The sequence below is a fragment of the Clostridiales bacterium genome, assembly GCA_017569285.1.
In the GTDB taxonomy this organism is placed as follows: domain Bacteria; phylum Bacillota; class Clostridia; order Christensenellales; family Aristaeellaceae; genus Aristaeella.
Map to the genome: position 1 here is coordinate 75476 of CP069419.1, position 17237 is coordinate 92712.

15 protein-coding genes and 1 pseudogene are annotated in these 17237 nt (G+C 49.6%); 9 read left to right on the plus strand and 7 right to left on the minus strand.

The annotated features are described in order from the left end of the window. Nucleotides 1-37 precede the first annotated feature (37 nt). The 3 genes from galE to JNO48_00375 are packed head-to-tail and all read right to left on the minus strand — an operon-like array spanning nt 38 to nt 3413. On the minus strand, nt 38-1054 hold the full coding sequence (gene galE / locus JNO48_00365) for a UDP-glucose 4-epimerase GalE (protein ID QTE68405.1): 1017 nt from the start codon (nt 1052-1054) through the stop codon (nt 38-40). A gap of 23 nt (nt 1055-1077) precedes the next feature. Then, entirely contained in the window at nt 1078-1983 is a 906-nt protein-coding gene (locus JNO48_00370) for an NTP transferase domain-containing protein (GenBank protein ID QTE68406.1), read from the minus strand. Continuing rightward, nucleotides 1980-3413, minus strand: a complete 1434-nt coding sequence (locus JNO48_00375; protein ID QTE68407.1) for an exopolysaccharide biosynthesis polyprenyl glycosylphosphotransferase — start codon at nt 3411-3413, stop codon at nt 1980-1982. The genes JNO48_00370 and JNO48_00375 overlap by 4 nt, the downstream gene beginning before the upstream one ends. A 580-nt stretch (nt 3414-3993) precedes the next feature. Between JNO48_00375 and JNO48_00380 the strand changes: the two genes are divergently transcribed. From JNO48_00380 to JNO48_00400, 5 genes are all read left to right on the plus strand, one after another. Further along, nucleotides 3994-5223, plus strand: a complete 1230-nt coding sequence (locus tag JNO48_00380) for a hypothetical protein (GenBank protein ID QTE68408.1) — start codon at nt 3994-3996, stop codon at nt 5221-5223. Continuing rightward, a complete protein-coding gene (gene tilS, locus JNO48_00385) occupies nt 5220-6560 on the plus strand; it encodes a tRNA lysidine(34) synthetase TilS (GenBank protein QTE68409.1) in 1341 nt (446 codons plus the stop codon). Before JNO48_00380 ends, tilS begins: the two co-directional genes overlap by 4 nt. A 40-nt stretch (nt 6561-6600) precedes the next feature. After that, nucleotides 6601-7143 (plus strand): hypoxanthine phosphoribosyltransferase, encoded by a 543-nt coding sequence (gene hpt, locus JNO48_00390; GenBank protein ID QTE69638.1) that lies wholly within the window; start codon nt 6601-6603, stop codon nt 7141-7143. 122 nt (nt 7144-7265) lie between these two features. Continuing rightward, nucleotides 7266-9215, plus strand: coding sequence for an ATP-dependent zinc metalloprotease FtsH (gene ftsH / locus JNO48_00395; GenBank protein QTE69639.1), 1950 nt, complete (start codon nt 7266-7268; stop codon nt 9213-9215). Between the two features lie 55 nt (nt 9216-9270). Continuing rightward, nucleotides 9271-10983: a VanW family protein gene (locus tag JNO48_00400; GenBank protein ID QTE68410.1), complete on the plus strand. Its 1713-nt coding sequence runs from the start codon at nt 9271-9273 to the stop codon at nt 10981-10983. Nucleotides 10984-11198: 215 nt separating this feature from the next. Here the strand turns inward: JNO48_00400 and JNO48_00405 are convergent, their stop codons facing one another. The 3 genes and pseudogenes from JNO48_00405 to JNO48_00415 form a co-directional block, all read right to left on the minus strand. After that, nucleotides 11199-11729 carry an IS3 family transposase gene (locus tag JNO48_00405; GenBank protein ID QTE68411.1) on the minus strand — a complete coding sequence of 177 codons (531 nt, stop codon included), beginning with the start codon at nt 11727-11729 and terminating at the stop codon, nt 11199-11201. Next, a complete protein-coding gene (locus tag JNO48_00410; protein ID QTE68412.1) occupies nt 11719-11913 on the minus strand; it encodes a transposase in 195 nt (64 codons plus the stop codon). The genes JNO48_00405 and JNO48_00410 overlap by 11 nt, the downstream gene beginning before the upstream one ends. 98 nt (nt 11914-12011) lie before the next feature. Continuing rightward, a pseudogene (locus JNO48_00415) lies at nt 12012-12583 on the minus strand (transposase). Here JNO48_00415 and JNO48_00420 point away from each other — a divergent pair. Together JNO48_00420 and JNO48_00425 are read left to right on the plus strand one after the other, a co-directional pair. Continuing rightward, nucleotides 12569-12958: a helix-turn-helix domain-containing protein gene (locus JNO48_00420; protein ID QTE69641.1), complete on the plus strand. Its 390-nt coding sequence runs from the start codon at nt 12569-12571 to the stop codon at nt 12956-12958. The pseudogene JNO48_00415 and the gene JNO48_00420 overlap by 15 nt on opposite strands. After that, the gene (locus JNO48_00425; GenBank protein ID QTE69640.1) at nt 12874-13800 is read left to right on the plus strand and encodes an IS3 family transposase; all 927 of its coding nucleotides are present in this window, start codon (nt 12874-12876) and stop codon (nt 13798-13800) included. Before JNO48_00420 ends, JNO48_00425 begins: the two co-directional genes overlap by 85 nt. Nucleotides 13801-13876: 76 nt before the next feature. On the opposite strand, the gene fba is transcribed toward JNO48_00425, so the two are convergent. Then, nucleotides 13877-14815, minus strand: a complete 939-nt coding sequence (gene fba / locus JNO48_00430) for a class II fructose-1,6-bisphosphate aldolase (protein QTE68413.1) — start codon at nt 14813-14815, stop codon at nt 13877-13879. A gap of 181 nt (nt 14816-14996) precedes the next feature. Here fba and JNO48_00435 point away from each other — a divergent pair, with 181 nt between their 5' ends. Together JNO48_00435 and gltA are read left to right on the plus strand one after the other, a co-directional pair. Further along, nucleotides 14997-15839, plus strand: coding sequence for a sulfide/dihydroorotate dehydrogenase-like FAD/NAD-binding protein (locus JNO48_00435; GenBank protein QTE68414.1), 843 nt, complete (start codon nt 14997-14999; stop codon nt 15837-15839). A 1-nt stretch (nt 15840) separates the two neighbouring features. Continuing rightward, nucleotides 15841-17223 carry an NADPH-dependent glutamate synthase gene (gene gltA, locus JNO48_00440; protein QTE68415.1) on the plus strand — a complete coding sequence of 461 codons (1383 nt, stop codon included), beginning with the start codon at nt 15841-15843 and terminating at the stop codon, nt 17221-17223. Nucleotides 17224-17237 lie beyond the last annotated feature (14 nt).

Genomic DNA, 17237 nt, shown 5'->3' on the forward strand with positions numbered 1-17237 from the left:
AGATCCTCTTTTCGTGATAATGGAAGAAAGGTTACCGTCAGCCGCGGTAACCCTTCGGATTATTCCGCTGGAAGCGGTATGTATCTGCACACATGTCCTCAAGCGTCTTTTCCGCCTCCCAACCGAGAAGCGCCTTTGCCTTGGAGGCGTCTGCATAGTTCACAGCGATATCTCCCGGACGGCGGGGAGCAATTACATAGGGAACCGGCACATGGTTGATCCGGCTGAACGCATTTACCATATCCAGAACCGAATATCCGTTTCCGGTGCCCAGGTTGATGATTTCACTGCCCTGATGACCGAACGCATAATCACAGGCTTTCACATGTCCCTTGGCCAGATCCACGACATGGATATAGTCCCGGATACAGGTTCCGTCCGGCGTCGGATAATCATTGCCGAATACGGAGAGCTTTTCATATTCTCCGACAGCGACTTTGGAAATGAACGGCATCAGGTTGTTGGGTATTCCGGCAGGGTCTTCACCAATCATTCCGGAAGAATGTGCACCAACCGGATTGAAATACCGCAGCAGGACAACACTCCATTCCGGATCCGCCACTGCCTGTCCTTCCAGGATTTTTTCGATCATGTATTTGGTCCATCCGTAGGGATTTGTGCATCCGGTCGAAACCATGTCCTCACGATACGGAACAGTCGGCTGATTACCGTATACAGTTGCAGAAGAAGAAAACACAATCCGTTTGACATTGTGGGACTGCATTACTTCGCACAGTGTAAGGGTCGTATCCAGATTGTTGCGGTAATACCGAAGGGGCTGTGATACGCTTTCACCGACTGCTTTCAGTCCGGCAAAATGGATGACACAGTCAAATTCATACTGATCGAAAATCCGGTTCATTGCGTCTGAATCAGAGACATCCGCTTCAATCAGCGGGATATTTTGTCCGACAATTTTTTCAACCCGGCGCACAGCTTCCGGACAGCTGTTTACATAATTATCAACGATAACCGGATTGTGTCCGGCTTCACAAAGCTCCACACAAGTATGGGAACCAATATAACCGGCGCCTCCGGTCAGAAGAATATTCATGGAATCCCCTCCGTTATCAGATATTACAAAGCAGCCGGGTAGCTTCCGTTATCATGCAGCTTTTTGAGTTCCGAAGCCACATATTCCTTATCTTCCTTGTATGTAACACCAAACCAGACCGCTTTGGTGGAAAGTACTTCCACCTGCAGACCCTGTGTATGCATCATTTCATCCACCAGAGCCGGCAGCAGGCATTCCTTTTTCAGGGGATCTCCGGATTCATCCTTCAGGAAATCGGCCAGGTATTTCTGCCCTCCCGTAAAGAACGCGGGTGAAAAGCCCCAGAGATTCATGGAAACAAGGGCATCGGGATCCAGAATGATTCCGTCCGGATTGTCATGGATGTCGCGGATCGTTCCGTCCGGGAAGGGAAGAATGCTGTAGGTTTCGGTTACCTTAACCAGGTTTCCGGCATCATTCACTTCGCAGATTCCCCGTGTGACATGTCCATTTTTGGAAACCGTGTTCTTCAGGTAATAGGCTACCATGGAAGCCCTGTTATCCGTATTGCGCAGTCCCTGAAGTGAATTATACATTGCAGCAAATGCATCCTTGCCGTAATAATCATCTGCATTGATTACGGCAAAAGGCTCATGGATCAGGTCCATCGCGCATACAACGGCATGAACCGTTCCATAGGGCTTTGTACGTCCTTCCGGCGGAACGAAGCCATCAGGAAGCGTGTCATATTCCTGGTATGCATAAGCGACTTCGACTTTTTGGGCAATTTTGTTACCAATCATTTCACGGAACTGTTCATCCATACTCTTGCGAATGACAAAAACCACCTTGTTGAAGCCGGCTTCAACCGCGTCATGGATGGAGTATTCCATCAGGATTTCTCCGTTGGGACCGATTCGGTCAATCTGTTTGTTTCCGCCGTAGCGGGAACCCAACCCGGCAGCCATAATCAAGAGTGTCGTAGTCATGAAATCTTTTCCCCCTCTGTTTGCTGTATATTTCTGTCCGGGGCCTGAGTAAAGCCCTGGGTAGACTCTTTTTTAAACAGGACCGTAAATGTCCGCAGAATCAGCTTGATATCCAGCCAGACAGAAAAGCTTTCAATGTACATCATATCCATCATCAGCTTATCTTCGGCTGTCGTATTGTACCTGCCTTCAATCTGCGCATAACCGGTAAGGCCTGCTTTCATTTTCTCCCGGTAAACAAATGACGGCAGTTCCATTTTATACCTGGCAACATTGGCCATCATTTCGGGACGCGGACCCACTACTGACATATCTCCGATCAGAATATTATAAAACTGGGGGATTTCATCCAGCCTGTATTTCCGGAGAAACGCTCCGACACGGGTAATACGCGGATCATTCACAGTAATGGATGTCTGGAAAACCTCATCTTCCGACCGGGGAATCATTGTACGGAACTTCCGGATCGTGAATGTACGCCCATCCGCTGTGAGCCGGGACTGCCGGAATATTACAGGCCCTCCATCCTCCAGTTTGATCAGGAGAGAAATAATGGTGATAAACGGGAGAAAGAAAATCAGGGCGGCCATTGAAATCAGAATATCCCCAAGTCGTTTGACAAGGCGCTGATAAAAAGAAATTTTGTTATATTCCATTGACAGGAACGCAGCATCATCCACGATAGCCGGACGTGCATTGCACAGCATAATATCCTGCAGCTGTGCTTTGCTCATCACATCTTTCCGGTCATCATAGCACATTTTCAGCAGATGGAATTTGGCATTTTCCGGTACCTGGCCGATGAAAATGACGTCCGCCCGGTCAATGCGGGATTCCAGATCGGGGACGCTGTAAAGAACAGCATCGTCTACCCGCCACTGAAGCTTGTACCGGTTGATTTTCCGACGAATTTCGTCTTCCTGGGAAGCGGAACCGAGAATAATGAGGCAGCTTCGCGGGGGATGAATGGAAAAATACAGCTGATTGCCAAAGCGAACAAACAGAATAATGATAATAAACTGAACAATCATGCAGAGAAGCAGCATCGGAAAATCAGGCCCGAAGAGAACCAAATGGCTGTTGTATTTATCATTCACATTCATGATCTGAAGCTGCAGATATGTAACCATGTCTGTCAGAACAATTCCCGCAACCATCGCGGAAATCACAGGTTTGGACTTTTTCCGCCCCACTTCAAATCCGCCGTACACAGCATGCATTGCCATCGTCATGGCAAAAAAGGTCAGCAAAGTCGTTGCCAGTGTACGGTTGATAACCCGAAGATAAAAGTTGTTGAGCGACATGAACCAAAAAAAAGTCATCCCAAGGAGCAGGTACAGGACAAATGCCATGCATCCGATCAGAAGGTCTGACTTCGTTTGATGAAATGAACGAGCTCCAGAAGACAACGGGAAACCCTCCATTTCCATACAAATACTATGCAATTATACCATATTCCCGTGAACAGCGTCAACGCGCAAAAAACGGTTTACAATATATACTTTGAATGATAAAATTATATGCTGATTTGCTATATTATTTAGCTGATCAAGGCAAATGCCGGAATACAGCGGAAAGGGAATCCGAATGAATTATCATGGCAGCAAACCCCAGAATATGAATGGATACTCCCAGCCGAACAATTATGCGCCGGGAGGATATCCGGGATCATATTTCGCCCAGCCCGGCGGTACACAGGACTATGCGGTTTCCGGACAGCCGGCTTCCTCCGGCCAGAACGCCGGTTTCAACCCGGGAGTTCCCGGATACCAGCCCCAGCAGCCTGCATCGCAGGCCCAATATCCGCAATATTTTCCACAGCAGAACATTCCGAACAATTATCCGGGATCCGGTTTTACCCAGGCATCCGGTTCGTACAGCGTACAGCCGGGATATTCTTCTTCCGGAAATTATCCCGGAAGCCGGCCCGGATATCAGACTGGGTATACTGCTCCTCAGAATGCAGGTCCGGTATATCCGGGTTATCCTTCCGGCAATCCGCAAAACGGAATGCCCGGAAACGGGGGAAGCTTCATTCCGCAAACTCCCTACAGTCCCGGATATACCAGTCCCGGATATGAACCTCCTGTTAAGGAACCCCGTTACCAGACCGGATACAATGCATACAGCCAGATGGGACGCGAGCCGCAGAATACCACCCAGGCGGAACAGTTCGTACGCCAGATGCCGCTGAACGGGGGCGGGTATGTTCCGCCGCCTGTTCCCGTACGCAAACGTCCATTTGAACTATCAGACCCAATGCTTGTTCTGATCGGCGCTATCCTGCTGGTCCTCTTTATTATCGCCGTCCCGGTCATGGGTGCCGCCCAGGGAGCTCTTCCCCTGAAAATCCTTTTTATTGCCCTTGCAGCCGGATTTACAGCGCTTCTCTGGATCAAACCGCTGACCGCAGAGAACAAGCGCCTTTGCTTTACAATTGTGGCGGCCGCCCTCTGCATCGCTACCATTGTCAGTTTTATTTCCGGTGGATCCGGCAAAAATGCAGACAAAACGGTCAGCCGTCCATCCGGTGCCAATATTTCCATTACCGATAACATATCCGGCACCGGCAGAAGTTCCGGTGCCCAGAACAGCGATATTGAACAACCCACGGCCGAGCCGGCCAGCACACCAGCCCAGGATGACGGCACCGAATATGCAAAGAAACTGGTCATTGATTTTTTCAAGGCCTGGAATGAAAACAAGTTCGGAGATATGCTCGAATTCTGTACGCCGTCATGGCGTTCCAAACAGGAAAACGCAAAGCAGGCATTATTCACTATCCTGCAGAACCGAACGCCTCAGATTGATGATTTCGTCATGGAATCCATCTCCGGTACTGCCGCGGATACCAGCCGTCAGGTGGTTGTTCAAGTTCCGATTTATTATAATGACAGAAAACCATCGGTTCCGATCCGGATAACCGTCATGCTGAAACAGGAAAACAACAACTGGTTTATCGATCCTGACAGCCTGGTCAGTTACAAGAAAATTGAAACGGCAGATCCGAATATTACTCCGGAGGTAAAGAGAACCGAAGAACCTCCCACACCGCCTGACACCGTTCTTTATTACAATCCGGACGGCGGAACGATGTATCACAGAGATCCGAACTGCAAACGGGCGAATCCAAAAGTGCTCCCATTCAAAGGTTCTTTCCTGTATGCTCAGATCGGTGATTATCCGGACCTTGTCCGCTGCAATGTCTGCAATGCACCTACGAGGCCGATTGAAGAATGAATCATCTTCCAGAATGGATCAGGGAAAAAACAGAACCTGTACCGGAAGGCCGATATCTGATCGGTGTTTCCGGAGGCGCGGACAGTATTGCGCTGCTTCATCTTTTTGCTGAGAGCCCAGATCTGTCCGGGAAAACAATTGCTGCAGTTCATGTCAACCATGGCCTGCGCGGAGACGAATCCGATCAGGATGAGGCTTTCGTCCGGGATATATGTGCTGAAATGCTGATTCCCCTGCATGTATATCGGATTGACCTGAACGGACGGCATGATGAAAACGCAGCCCGGGAAGCGCGTTTCGCATGTTTCCGGGAATGCATGAAAGCGACCGGTACGGATACGCTTGTACTTGGGCATCACGCAGATGATCTGGCAGAAACATTCCTGATGCGTCTCATCCGTGGGGCAGGTACGGAAGGGCTGTCCTGCATGCCCCCCGATGATACATCATCCGGAATCCGGATCATCCGGCCGCTCCTTTCGCTGACCCGTGACAATATCCGTGCAGCCCTTCACGAAGCCGGCATACCCTGGAGGGAAGATTCCAGCAACCAGGATCCGTCTTATCTGCGGAACAACATCCGCATGAATATACTGCCCCGCCTGGAGGCTTTGAATCCGGGGGCTGCGTCTCGGATTGCCCGCACTTCACGTATTATTTCCGCGGACAATGAGGCGCTGGATTCCTTTTCGGACCAGTTCATGCAGCAGTTTTCCGGAGCACGATGGATCCGATGGAAAGAGCTTTCCGACCTTCCGGAAGGCCTGCAGCGCAGGATTCTCAGGAAATGGTGGCGGCAAAACACTCCCCGCCGCCAAGAGCATGAGCTGAACGCAGAGCAGACTGAAGAACTGACCGGACTGGTCCGAAAGGGCCGGGGGCAGGTCAATCTTCCGGGCGGACTTCACGCCGTAAAAGGGAAGCAGGCAATTCATCTGACCGGTATACCCGGAAACCGTTTTCAGCCGGAACCTTTTCCGGAAAAAACCACTGTGTACGGAAATATCAGGCTGGAAATAACAGGAAGTGCAGGAAATCCCGGAAACGGGAAAACCGAACAGGAAGTCCCGATCTCTTTTTTCAGCGGATGCATGGTTCGTACACTTGAACCCGGAGACTGGATTATGCCGTTCGGAATGATCGGAAAGAAAAAGCTTCCCGATTACCTGGCAGACCGCGGAATTGACTTGCCCTGGCGAGAGGAAATCCCGCTGATCTGCAGGGACAATGAAGTTTTGATTGCAGCCGGGGTCGGAACCGGACGGATCCCTGCATGGAATGAAGCCTGTAAAAACATCCGAATTCGCTGGTCCGGCGAAATGCCATGGGCCCTATGATTATCAACAGGAGGATACACCGATGGATAAAAACGCAGAGATTTATCAGGATCTGGACCGGATTCTGGTTACAGAGGAAGAAATCCGTAAAAAGGTACGTGAGCTTGGCCGCCGGATCGGGGAGGATTATCAGGGAAAAACACCGGTGATGATCTGCATCCTGAAAGGCGCCTGTATTTTCTTCTCCGATCTGATAAGGGAAATCCCGCTGCAGCTTACCACGGACTTTATGGCGATTTCCAGTTACGGAAGCGCTACCAAAACAACCGGTGTTGTCCGTATCCTGAAGGACCTGGACAAGGATATCCTCGGCAAGGATGTCATTATTGTTGAAGACATCGTGGATACAGGAATTACACTGAATTACCTGATGCAGATCCTGATCCAGCGCGGCGCTACATCGCTGCGGATTGCCGCACTGCTGGACAAAACCGCAAGGCGGAAAGTGCCGGATCTGAAAGTGGATTACTGTTGCTTTGACATTCCGGATGCCTTTGTGGTAGGCTACGGGCTGGATTATGACCAGAGGTATCGGAACCTGCCCGACATCGGTGTGCTTTCCGAACATGTTTACAGCAAATGAACGCCATCCGTGATCCTGACAGAATTGTTATTATCTACGGATGACGCAAGGAGGATAAGGATTTGAAGAAACGTTCATCAAAGGGCATAATCGGATACATTGTCCTGCTGGGCACGCTGCTGATGATTGCAATCATTCTCAACGGCGGGCTCGGACAAACCATCAACAGAAGAATTGAATATCCTGAACTGCTGAATCAGATCAGTGAAAACAATATCGGACGTGTTGCGATCCGCGGCAATTCCCTGGTCGGTGTTTTCAAAAGCGGAAAAACCGCTGTTGCCGATGCCGATTTCCCGGAAAGAAGCTATGATTTTGAGACAACAATCGGTGAGGATTTCCTCGATACAGTCCGTCAGATGGAAGCCAACCGGCAGGGAGTCGGAATTGAACAGATCACGGTGGACAAGCTTCCGTTCCAGATTCAGTACCGGGCTCCGATTACCATTCCCTGGTGGTATGAATTCCTTCCGTATATTATTATGCTCGGCATCCTGATGGTTGTCTGGTATGTAATGATGCGCGCCCAGGGAGGCGGAAACGGACGTGTGATGTCCTTTGGAAGAAGCCATGCACGACTTCAGGATCCTTCCAAAAACAAGGTGACATTTGCGGATGTTGCCGGCGCAGATGAAGAGAAGGAAGAGCTTCAGGAAATGGTTGATTTCCTGAAAAACCCGAAAAATTATATTGAAGCAGGAGCCCGGATCCCGAAGGGCGTGCTTCTTGTCGGACCTCCCGGTACAGGTAAAACGCTGCTTGCAAAGGCGGTTGCAGGTGAAGCCGGTGTTCCGTTCTTCTCCATCAGCGGCAGTGATTTTGTGGAAATGTTTGTCGGTGTCGGTGCAAGCCGTGTCCGTGACCTTTTTGAGCAGGCCAAAAAAGTCGCTCCAGCCATTGTTTTTATCGATGAAATCGATGCTGTCGGACGGCACCGTGGTGCCGGCCTTGGCGGCGGACATGATGAACGTGAACAGACGCTGAACCAGCTTCTGGTTGAGATGGACGGTTTTGCGGTCAACGAAGGAATCATTGTCATGGCAGCGACCAACCGGCGGGATATACTGGACCCCGCACTTCTGCGTCCCGGCCGGTTTGACCGCCAGGTTACCGTCAATTATCCCGATCAGGATGGACGTGTTGCTATTCTGAAAGTCCACAGCAAAGGAAAGACACTGGATCCGGATGTTGATCTGAACAATATCGCCAAGCGGATGCCTTACGCAACCGGCGCCGACCTGGAGAACGTCATGAACGAGGCTGCAATTCTTGCCGCCAGATCCCGGAAAACCAGGATTGACCAGCAGTTGCTGATTGATGCAATCGCCCGTGTCCAGATGGGACCTGAAAAGAAAAGCCATAAAGTGAATGAACATGACCGGCGGATGGTTGCGTACCATGAAGGCGGACACGCCATCGTCGGACATATTCTTCCCGGATGTGATGAAGTTCACCTGATTACCATCGTTCCCCGCGGGCAGGCTGCCGGACATACTCTCGCGCTTCCTGCTGAGGAACATGATAATATCAGCAGAAGCCAGCTGATGGACCAGATTGCCATGCTGCTTGGCGGGCATGCAGCTGAAGAAGTCGCTCTCGGTGAAATCTATACAGGTTCTTCCAGTGACCTGAAACGCGCAACGGAACTTTGCCGGAAAATGGTGACACAATTCGGTATGAGCGAAGAAATCGGAGCCATTTACCTTGGAAGCGATCAGGAAGTATTCGTCGGAATGGAGTTCGGCCAGAGCCGTGAATACAGCGAAGAAGTCGCTGCCAAGATTGACCGGGAAGTTGCCCAGATGCTGAAAAACTGCTACGAGACTGCCAAGGAAATCATCCGCGACAAGAAAGAACGGCTCGATCAGCTGGCTGAAGCACTGCTGAAGCAGGAAACACTGAACCGTGCTGAATTTGTTGCCCTGATGGATACAGGCGGAATCCCTGAAGGCCTCGGAGAAGACAAGCCGCGTACAACGGATGAAGTCCTGAAGGACGTGGCAAAGGATTTCGAATCCGGAAAACCGGACAAAAAAACCGGGGATGCAGATCACAGCGATACGGAAGACTGATTTCCCAGGCAATGAATATGAAATCAATGAAATACAGGAAAGGGGGAAGTGCTGAATGACTGACAACCGAAAATTCCGTACCCAGCCGGTACAGACACCCGGCCGTGTGCAGGATGCCGCAAAGGCAATGTCTTTCAATACTTCCTCCGGATACCGGCGCGGATATGTTCCCGGCAGCAGCGGAAATGCGGACTTTCCTCCGGCTTCATCAGCTCCCTATGCCATGCCGCAGTATTCCCAGCCCAATGCAGGCAGCGGACAGCGCGGCTTCTCAGCCGGAAACGTGAAACAGAAAAAGTCCGGCGGAAAGAAAACTATTCTGATTGCTGTTGCGGTGATCGGCCTGATCGCTGCCGGATTCGGCCTATACAGCGGAGGAAATTATCTGATCAATGTAAAGCCGGTTGAAGATAATATCCGGAATACCGTTGCCTATTACCATGACTATTTCAGCCCCGGTGTATCCGTTGACGGCATCGCCCTGGACGGTATGACAGTTGAACAGGCACAGAATATGGTACAAAGCCAGATCCAGCAGAAGTATTTTGACTGGCATGTGGACCTGACATATCAGGGTGTAACCAAAAGCATCGGTGCAGCTGATCTTGGAATTGAGGCGGATATTGCCGGCGCACTGAATTCTGCCTGGGAAATCGGCCACAACTATACCGGAAACCGAACCGATCGGGAAATGTATGATGAAATCATTCAGGCAAGCGCCGAAAAGCGTGATTTCTACAGTATTAAATCCACCGGTGATCTTTCCAAAATTGATGCGATCATCGAAACGATATCGCAGGCCCTTTATGCCGCACCCCAGAATGCCCAGATGATCCGGTTTGATCCTTATGATACCAGCCTCTCTGATCCATTTGTCTACCAGGATGAAATCTACGGGCAGCGAGTTAATGCGGATGAACTGAGAAACCGGCTGTATCATATGGCGGAAACCATGCAGAACGGTACTGTTGAAATACCGATTGAACCAATTAATCCGGAAGTGACCGTTGCTTCCCTGAAACTGAATTATCATTTGCGGAGCCAGTCCACCACACCGATTGCCACAAGTTCCTCCGAGGAACGGAATTACAATATCGGTGTGGCAATGGACAAAATCAACGGTTATATACTCCAGCCCGGTCAAACCTTCAGCTTCAACCGGATTGTCGGTGACCGGACCATGAAGAATGGTTTTAAGGAAGCCATTGAATATGCCTATGGTGAGCATGTCATGGGTGTCGGAGGCGGCGTATGCCAGGCAAGTACCACGGTCTACCAGGCTGCGGTGGAAGCCAACCTGAAGATCCTCCAGCGAAAGCCCCACTCTGATTCCGTATCCTACGCCGGTTACGGTATGGACGCAACGGTCAATACATCCGGAAAAAAGGTTGACCTTACTTTCAAGAACAATACGGACGGACCTCTGTATTTTATCGCACGGGTCGTTCCGGACAAGACCAACCGAAAACGGCAAATGACACTGGTCCAGATTTACGGGCAGTATATGGGGGATGTCTACTACAGACTGGAAGCTGAGCTGGTTGAAACCCTGTATCCGCCATTTGAAGAGAAAATCGTCAAGGATAAGGAAGCAACCTATGTGACCTATACCGACCAGGAAAAACTCGTCAAAGCGAAAGAAGGTTATGTTTATAACAGCTACCGTGTCAAATACCAGAACGGAATTGTGACCGACCGTGAATTCCTTTACACGGACCGGTATGAACCCCAGCCGCCGAAAAGATATGTCGGTGTTACCGAAAGATAAAAAGAAAGCGGAGATCCCTTCCGGAATTGAACCTGTAAAATAAAAGTAGACACTGAAAAAGTGCCTACTTTTATTTTAGTTGTAGAATGAGAGAAAGAAAGGAAGTGAGATAATGGGAGCCCCAAAAGGAGTGCCGCACAGAAAATGGAAAAAAGAAGAGAAGCTAAAGTTGATATGTACCCAGTTTCCTGGACACATTGATTTATGCTCGAGGCTCAACCCATGGATGCCAACCTGTATTTTACGGGTGGCATCCATTTTGTTTTTGCCTGGATGCGCTCATTGTTGTAGTAGTCAATATACTTGGCCATAGCTTTGGAGAATTCCTCATATGATTTGTAGTCTTTCTCGTATCCATAAAACATCTCGTTCTTTAGTCGTCCGAAGAATGTCTCCATAATACTGTTGTCATAACAGTTTCCTTTTCGGGACATGGACTGAATAATGCCACGTTTCTCAATCGTATTTCTGAAATAAGCATGTTGGTACTGCCAACCCTGGTCAGAATGAAAGATCAGACCATTAAGTGAGGAAAACCTGCTCAGCCCCTTATCCAGCATCCGTCGGATCTGTTCCATGTTTGGACTTAACGAGAGATCGTATGAGATGACCTCATTTGTGTGCATATCCAGAATTGGAGAAAGATAGCATTTTCCCCAAGATAAATTGAATTGAGAAACATCTGTTGTCCATTTTTGCAAAGGCTTTGTTGTACTGAAGTCTCGGTTAATGAGGTTATCTGCCACCTTTCCAACTTCTCTCCCTGATAAGAATGGTATTTTTCTTTCGGCGTTTGTCTTTAAGGTCCATGCAGTGCATTAATCGCTGGACCTTTTTGTGGTTTACCTTATAGCCTCTGTTGATCAGTTCGTGGTGTACTCTCCGGACACCGTATCGACCTTTATTATGTTCAAAGATTTCCCTGATCACACTTGCGACTGCTTCGCTCCTTTTGGCTACCACATCTTCTTTTGAAACTTCGTAATAGTACGTTGATCTGGAAAGGCACATCGCTTTAAGAAGATACTTCAGTTGGTATCCTTCTTCTCTGAGTTCTTTGATGATCGCTTTTTCGCCTTGAGACGCATATGACTTCCTTTTCTTCTCTCAAGGCGATCTCTTTTTTTATGACTTCGATTTCCGCTTTGATATACTCGTTTTCAGCCCTTAGCCTTACGAGTTCTTCATACTCGGACTCATTAAGTTTCCTAGGGTTGTTGTAATTGATTTTCTTCATATGGGGCTCCTTTGGTGGTCGACCTTTTCTCTTGTTTATAAGGCCATTATACCCCTCGTTCTTATATTTGCGAACCCAGCAAGTAAGTAATCCGCTATTTATACCCGCCTCATTAGCTACAAACTGGATTGATGAACCACCTAGGACTTTTGCAACCAGCTCATATCTCTCTTCTGGGGTCCAATCCTTATTAGTTTCCCGGGGTTTGAGAATATCTGGCCCATTTGCTTCTACTACATGAAACCATCGCAGGATCATATTATGAAAGTATCGCGCTTCTTTAATACCTGTAGGGGTCTCAGGCCACCTTCCTTCTCTGTACATCTCAATACATTTCATCTTGTACTCATAACTGTAACGCATAAAAATACCCTCCTTACTGGGTGTCCAGTAAAGAGGGTACATATCAAGTATGTACTCCTTCATCTGGATGAACATATATCCCTCGAAGGGATTGAAAGAGAATATGGTGTTAGCCATAAACTTGTTTCAGCATGGGTAAAAAAGTATCTGGAAGATGGAGAAGACGCTCTCGAGCCGCATAATGGGAATCCATATGCTGCCTTACATACAAGTAAGTCGTTAAGTGAAGTCGAACGCTTAAGGCTAATGGTGGCAAAGCTGGAAGTGGAGAACGCCAGGCTAAAAAAAGGATACTGGGTGGAAGGAGCTGGTGCAAACAAGGAATACGTTACTGGCAAAGGAAAGACTACGAAATCATTGAAGAACTCAAAATAAGATATCCTGTGGATTTTCTATGCCGGATCATGGGTGTTAATCGCTCCGGTTATTACAAATGGCAAAATCGAAGGGGAATGCTAAATCGTTATGAGAAGGATCGCATCCTTCTGACGCAATTGCTACAAGAAGCGCATGAGGCGCATCCTTCCCATGGCTACCATCGTTTAGCCCGGGATGTCTTTTACCAGACAGGATGGTTTTTTTCGGACAATCTGGCTCATAAATGCTGTAAAAATGCCGGCATTCATTCCCAAGCCAGAAAGTATACTTATAAACCACCGGGAGAAGAACATCTAATCTTCAGCAATGAAGTGCAGGGACGTTGGAATGCTTCGAAACCTGTCGAACTTGTGGTTTCAGACATGACGGTACTGAAGGTTGGCCAGAAGCATTGGGAATGGACGCTTCTCTTGGACACCTTTAACAACGAGATCCTGGCTCACAGTGTCACAGATATTCAAGGCAGCAATAAACCTTACTATGATTGTTTGGCTGTTTTGAATCAACTAGCAGGAAAAAAGGAAGAGCAGAAGCCCCAGGTAGTCTTCCACACCGACCAGGGAGCTGTCTACTCTTCCAAGGCTTTTTGTCAAGCCCATAGTCAGTATAACATATTGCGTTCCATGTCGCGAGGTGGAACTCCAACAGACAATCCAATTATTGAGGCGCTGAATGGCTGGATTAAGAATGAGCTTTATCTCGACTTCGATCTGACTCATGCAAAGAATGTCCCTGAACTTCTGAATCAATATGTTTATTACTTCAATAATCAGCGTCTTCATGCTGCCTTGGGTTACAAAAGCCCAGTTCAGTACAAGACCGAACTGGGCTTCTTCTAGCTATTCTTTTTTCCTGTCTACTTTTGCTTGACAGATTCAATCCCTTCCGGAATCTCCGCTTTTATGATGGAATCTATCAGGCCTTTCCGTCACAGCCAAGCACATCAACGATCTTGTGAGCGACCATATCATGTACAGCCTGGCGTGCGGGTTTCAGGTACTGACGGGGATCGAAATGATCCGGATGCTCCGCAAAGTACTTACGGATCACAGCAGTCATTGCAAGACGGATATCGGAATCGATATTGATCTTGCACACCGCGCTGCGGGCTGCCTGTCGGAGCTGTTCTTCCGGGATGCCGATCGCGCCGGGCATGTTGCCGCCGTACTTATTGATTTCAGCAACGAATTCCTGCGGAACAGAGGAGGAGCCGTGCAGAACAATCGGGAATCCGGGCAGCTGCTTGGAGCATTCTTCCAGTACATCGAACCGGAGCTGGGGCTTTGTGCCGGGCTTGAATTTATATGCGCCGTGGCTGGTGCCGATCGCAATTGCGAGGGAGTCGCAGCCGGTACGCGTTGCAAAATCAACAACCTCTTCTGGATGGGTGTACATCGCTTTGTCCGCTTCAACAGATACTTCGTCCTCAACACCGGCCAGGGTTCCCAGTTCTGCTTCAACCACAACACCATGGTCATGCGCATATTCCACAACCTTGCGGGTCAGGGCGATATTTTCTTCATAAGGCTTGGAGGAAGCGTCGATCATAACGGAAGTGAAACCGCCGTCAATGCAGCTCTTGCAGAGTTCAAAGCTGTCGCCGTGATCGAGGTGCAGGGCGATCGGAATCTCCGGATTCAGTTCAACCGCAGCCTCAACCAGCTTGACCAGATAGGTGTGGTTTGCATAGGCACGTGCGCCCTTGGAAACCTGCAGAATAACGGGAGCCTTCAGTTCGCCCGCAGCGTCTGTAATTCCCTGAATGATTTCCATGTTGTTGACGTTGAAAGCGCCGACAGCATAGCCGCCGGAGTAGGCCTTTTTAAACATCTCGGTAGTTGTAACAAGTGGCATGAGAAAAAACCTCCTTTGTCAAGATACGCAGATTATAGCATACCGTTGATCGAATGAAAAGTCATAAAATGTGCTTTGTTCGTACCAGAAAAAACGAAAGGAAGACGGAAAACAAGTTGCGAAAGACAGATGAAGTGTGTACAATTATTTGGCTACTATGAAACAGACGGAGGAGATCAGAGTGTATCCGATCATCAGGAAACAGGTACTGAACGAAACCACCACATTGATGGAAATTGAAGCCCCGCTGGTTGCCCGGAAGGCAAAACCCGGCCAGTTTATTATTTTCCGGATCGATGAAGAAGGCGAACGCGTTCCGCTTACAATTGCCGGATATGACCGGGAAAAGGGAACCGTGACGATTATTTTCCAGAAGGTTGGATACACCACAAACAAGCTGGATTCACTGAATGAGGGAGACAGCCTGCAGGATTTTGTCGGTCCGCTCGGCGAACCCAGCCAGACAGACGGCATTCATCGCTGTGCCGTTATCGGCGGCGGTCTTGGAGTTGCCATCGCATATCCGCAGGCCAAAGCACTGCATGATGCCGGCGCCGAAGTTGACCTGATTGTCGGTTTCCGGAATGAACATCTGATTATCCTGAAAGATGAACTGGAAGCCGCCTGCACCAACCTGATTATCATGACTGATGACGGCAGCAACGGCAACAAGGGTTTTGTAACGCAGGCCCTGCAGAAACAGATTGAAAACGGACGCAGTTATGATACCGTGATTGCAATCGGTCCGCTGCCCATGATGAAGGCAGTCAGTGAAATGACCCGTCCGCTTCAGATCAAAACAATCGTGAGCATGAATCCCATTATGATTGACGGTACCGGCATGTGCGGCGGCTGCCGCCTTACCGTCGGCGGAGAAACGAAATTCGCATGTGTGGACGGGCCTGATTTTGACGGACATCTTGTGGACTTTGACGAGGCAATGGCCCGCGGCCGGATGTTCCGTGCAGAAGAAGCCCGTGCAAAAGAAAAGCATATCTGCAACCTGACAGGGGAGGCGAGATAAAATGGCGAATATGAGTCTGCAGAAGCATCCTATGCCGGAGCAGGATCCCGTTGTCCGGGCGGGGAATTTCAAAGAGGTTGCCCTGGGATATACCCGAGAAATTGCGATGGAGGAAGCGGATCGCTGCCTGCACTGCAAAAATATGCCCTGTGTCTCCGGGTGTCCGGTCAACGTTCCGATTCCGGATTTTATTGAAAAAATCAAGAACGGAGACATCACAGGTGCATACCAGATTATCCGGAGCCAGAACGCACTTCCGGCAATCTGCGGACGTGTATGTCCCCAGGAGTCCCAGTGTGAAAGCAAATGTGTGCGCGGAATTAAAGGTGAACCGGTAGCAATCGGACGCCTGGAACGTTTTGCAGCCGATACCGCCATGCAGGAGGGCACAGCCAAAGCAGAAAAGAAAGCTCCCTGCGGAAAGAAAGCCGCTGTGATCGGCAGCGGACCCGCCGGCCTGACCTGCGCGGGTGAACTGGCCAAAGCAGGGTGGGATGTTACCATTTACGAAGCACTGCATACCGCCGGCGGCGTACTGATGTACGGAATTCCGGAATTCCGGCTTCCGAAAGCGCTTGTGAGCCGTGAAATCGCCAGCCTGAAAGAACTCGGCGTTCAGATTATCACCAATGCCGTTGCCGGAAAAGCATTTACAGTGGATGAACTCCTGGATGATGGCAATGACGCCGTCTTTATCGGAAGCGGAGCCGGGCTGCCGAATTTCCAGAAGATTCCAGGCGAAAGCCTTTGCGGCGTCTATTCCGCCAATGAATTCCTGACCCGTCTGAATCTGATGAAGGCGTATACCTTCCCGGAGCACGATACTCCGGTTAAAACCGGAGCCCGTGTTGCCGTAATCGGCGGCGGTAATGTTGCCATGGATGCTGCGCGCTGCGCTAAGCGACTGGGCGCTGAAGTGACGATTGTATACCGCCGGAGTGAAAAGGAAATGCCCGCACGTGCTGAAGAAGTCCACCACGCGAAGGAAGAAGGCATTATCTTCAGAATGCTGACTGCTCCCACCGCAATTGAAGGCGATGAAAACGGTTTTGTCAGGAGCATGAAATGCATTGAAATGCAGCTTGGTGAACCGGATGAGCGCGGCAGAAGGCGCCCTGTTCCGATTGAGGGCAGCGAATTTGAGCTCCCGGTTGAAACCGTGATCGTTGCAATCGGCAACAGCCCGAACCCGCTGATCAAGAAAACGACCCCCGATCTTCCTACGGAACGCTGGGGCGGAATTCAGGCTGATGAAAACGGGCGTACCGGAAAGAAAAACGTTTATGCCGGCGGAGACGCGGTTACCGGGGCCGCGACCGTTATCCTGGCCATGGGCGCCGGGAAGAAAGCCGCTGCTGCAATTCTTGAGGATCACCCGGATTGAAACGGAGGGTAAGC

Excerpts from the sequence above, each read along its gene's own strand:
- JNO48_00400 (QTE68410.1), top strand. The coding sequence starts at position 9,271 with ATGACTGACAACCGAAAATTCCGTACCCAGCCGGTACAGACACCCGGC.
- JNO48_00375 (QTE68407.1), bottom strand. The coding sequence starts at position 3,413 with ATGGAAATGGAGGGTTTCCCGTTGTCTTCTGGAGCTCGTTCATTTCAT.
- gltA (QTE68415.1), top strand. The coding sequence starts at position 15,841 with ATGGCGAATATGAGTCTGCAGAAGCATCCTATGCCGGAGCAGGATCCC.
- JNO48_00380 (QTE68408.1), top strand. The coding sequence starts at position 3,994 with ATGCCCGGAAACGGGGGAAGCTTCATTCCGCAAACTCCCTACAGTCCC.
- galE (QTE68405.1), bottom strand. The coding sequence starts at position 1,054 with ATGAATATTCTTCTGACCGGAGGCGCCGGTTATATTGGTTCCCATACT.
- tilS (QTE68409.1), top strand. The coding sequence starts at position 5,220 with ATGAATCATCTTCCAGAATGGATCAGGGAAAAAACAGAACCTGTACCG.
- fba (QTE68413.1), bottom strand. The coding sequence starts at position 14,815 with ATGCCACTTGTTACAACTACCGAGATGTTTAAAAAGGCCTACTCCGGC.
- JNO48_00370 (QTE68406.1), bottom strand. The coding sequence starts at position 1,983 with ATGACTACGACACTCTTGATTATGGCTGCCGGGTTGGGTTCCCGCTAC.
- ftsH (QTE69639.1), top strand. The coding sequence starts at position 7,266 with ATGATTGCAATCATTCTCAACGGCGGGCTCGGACAAACCATCAACAGA.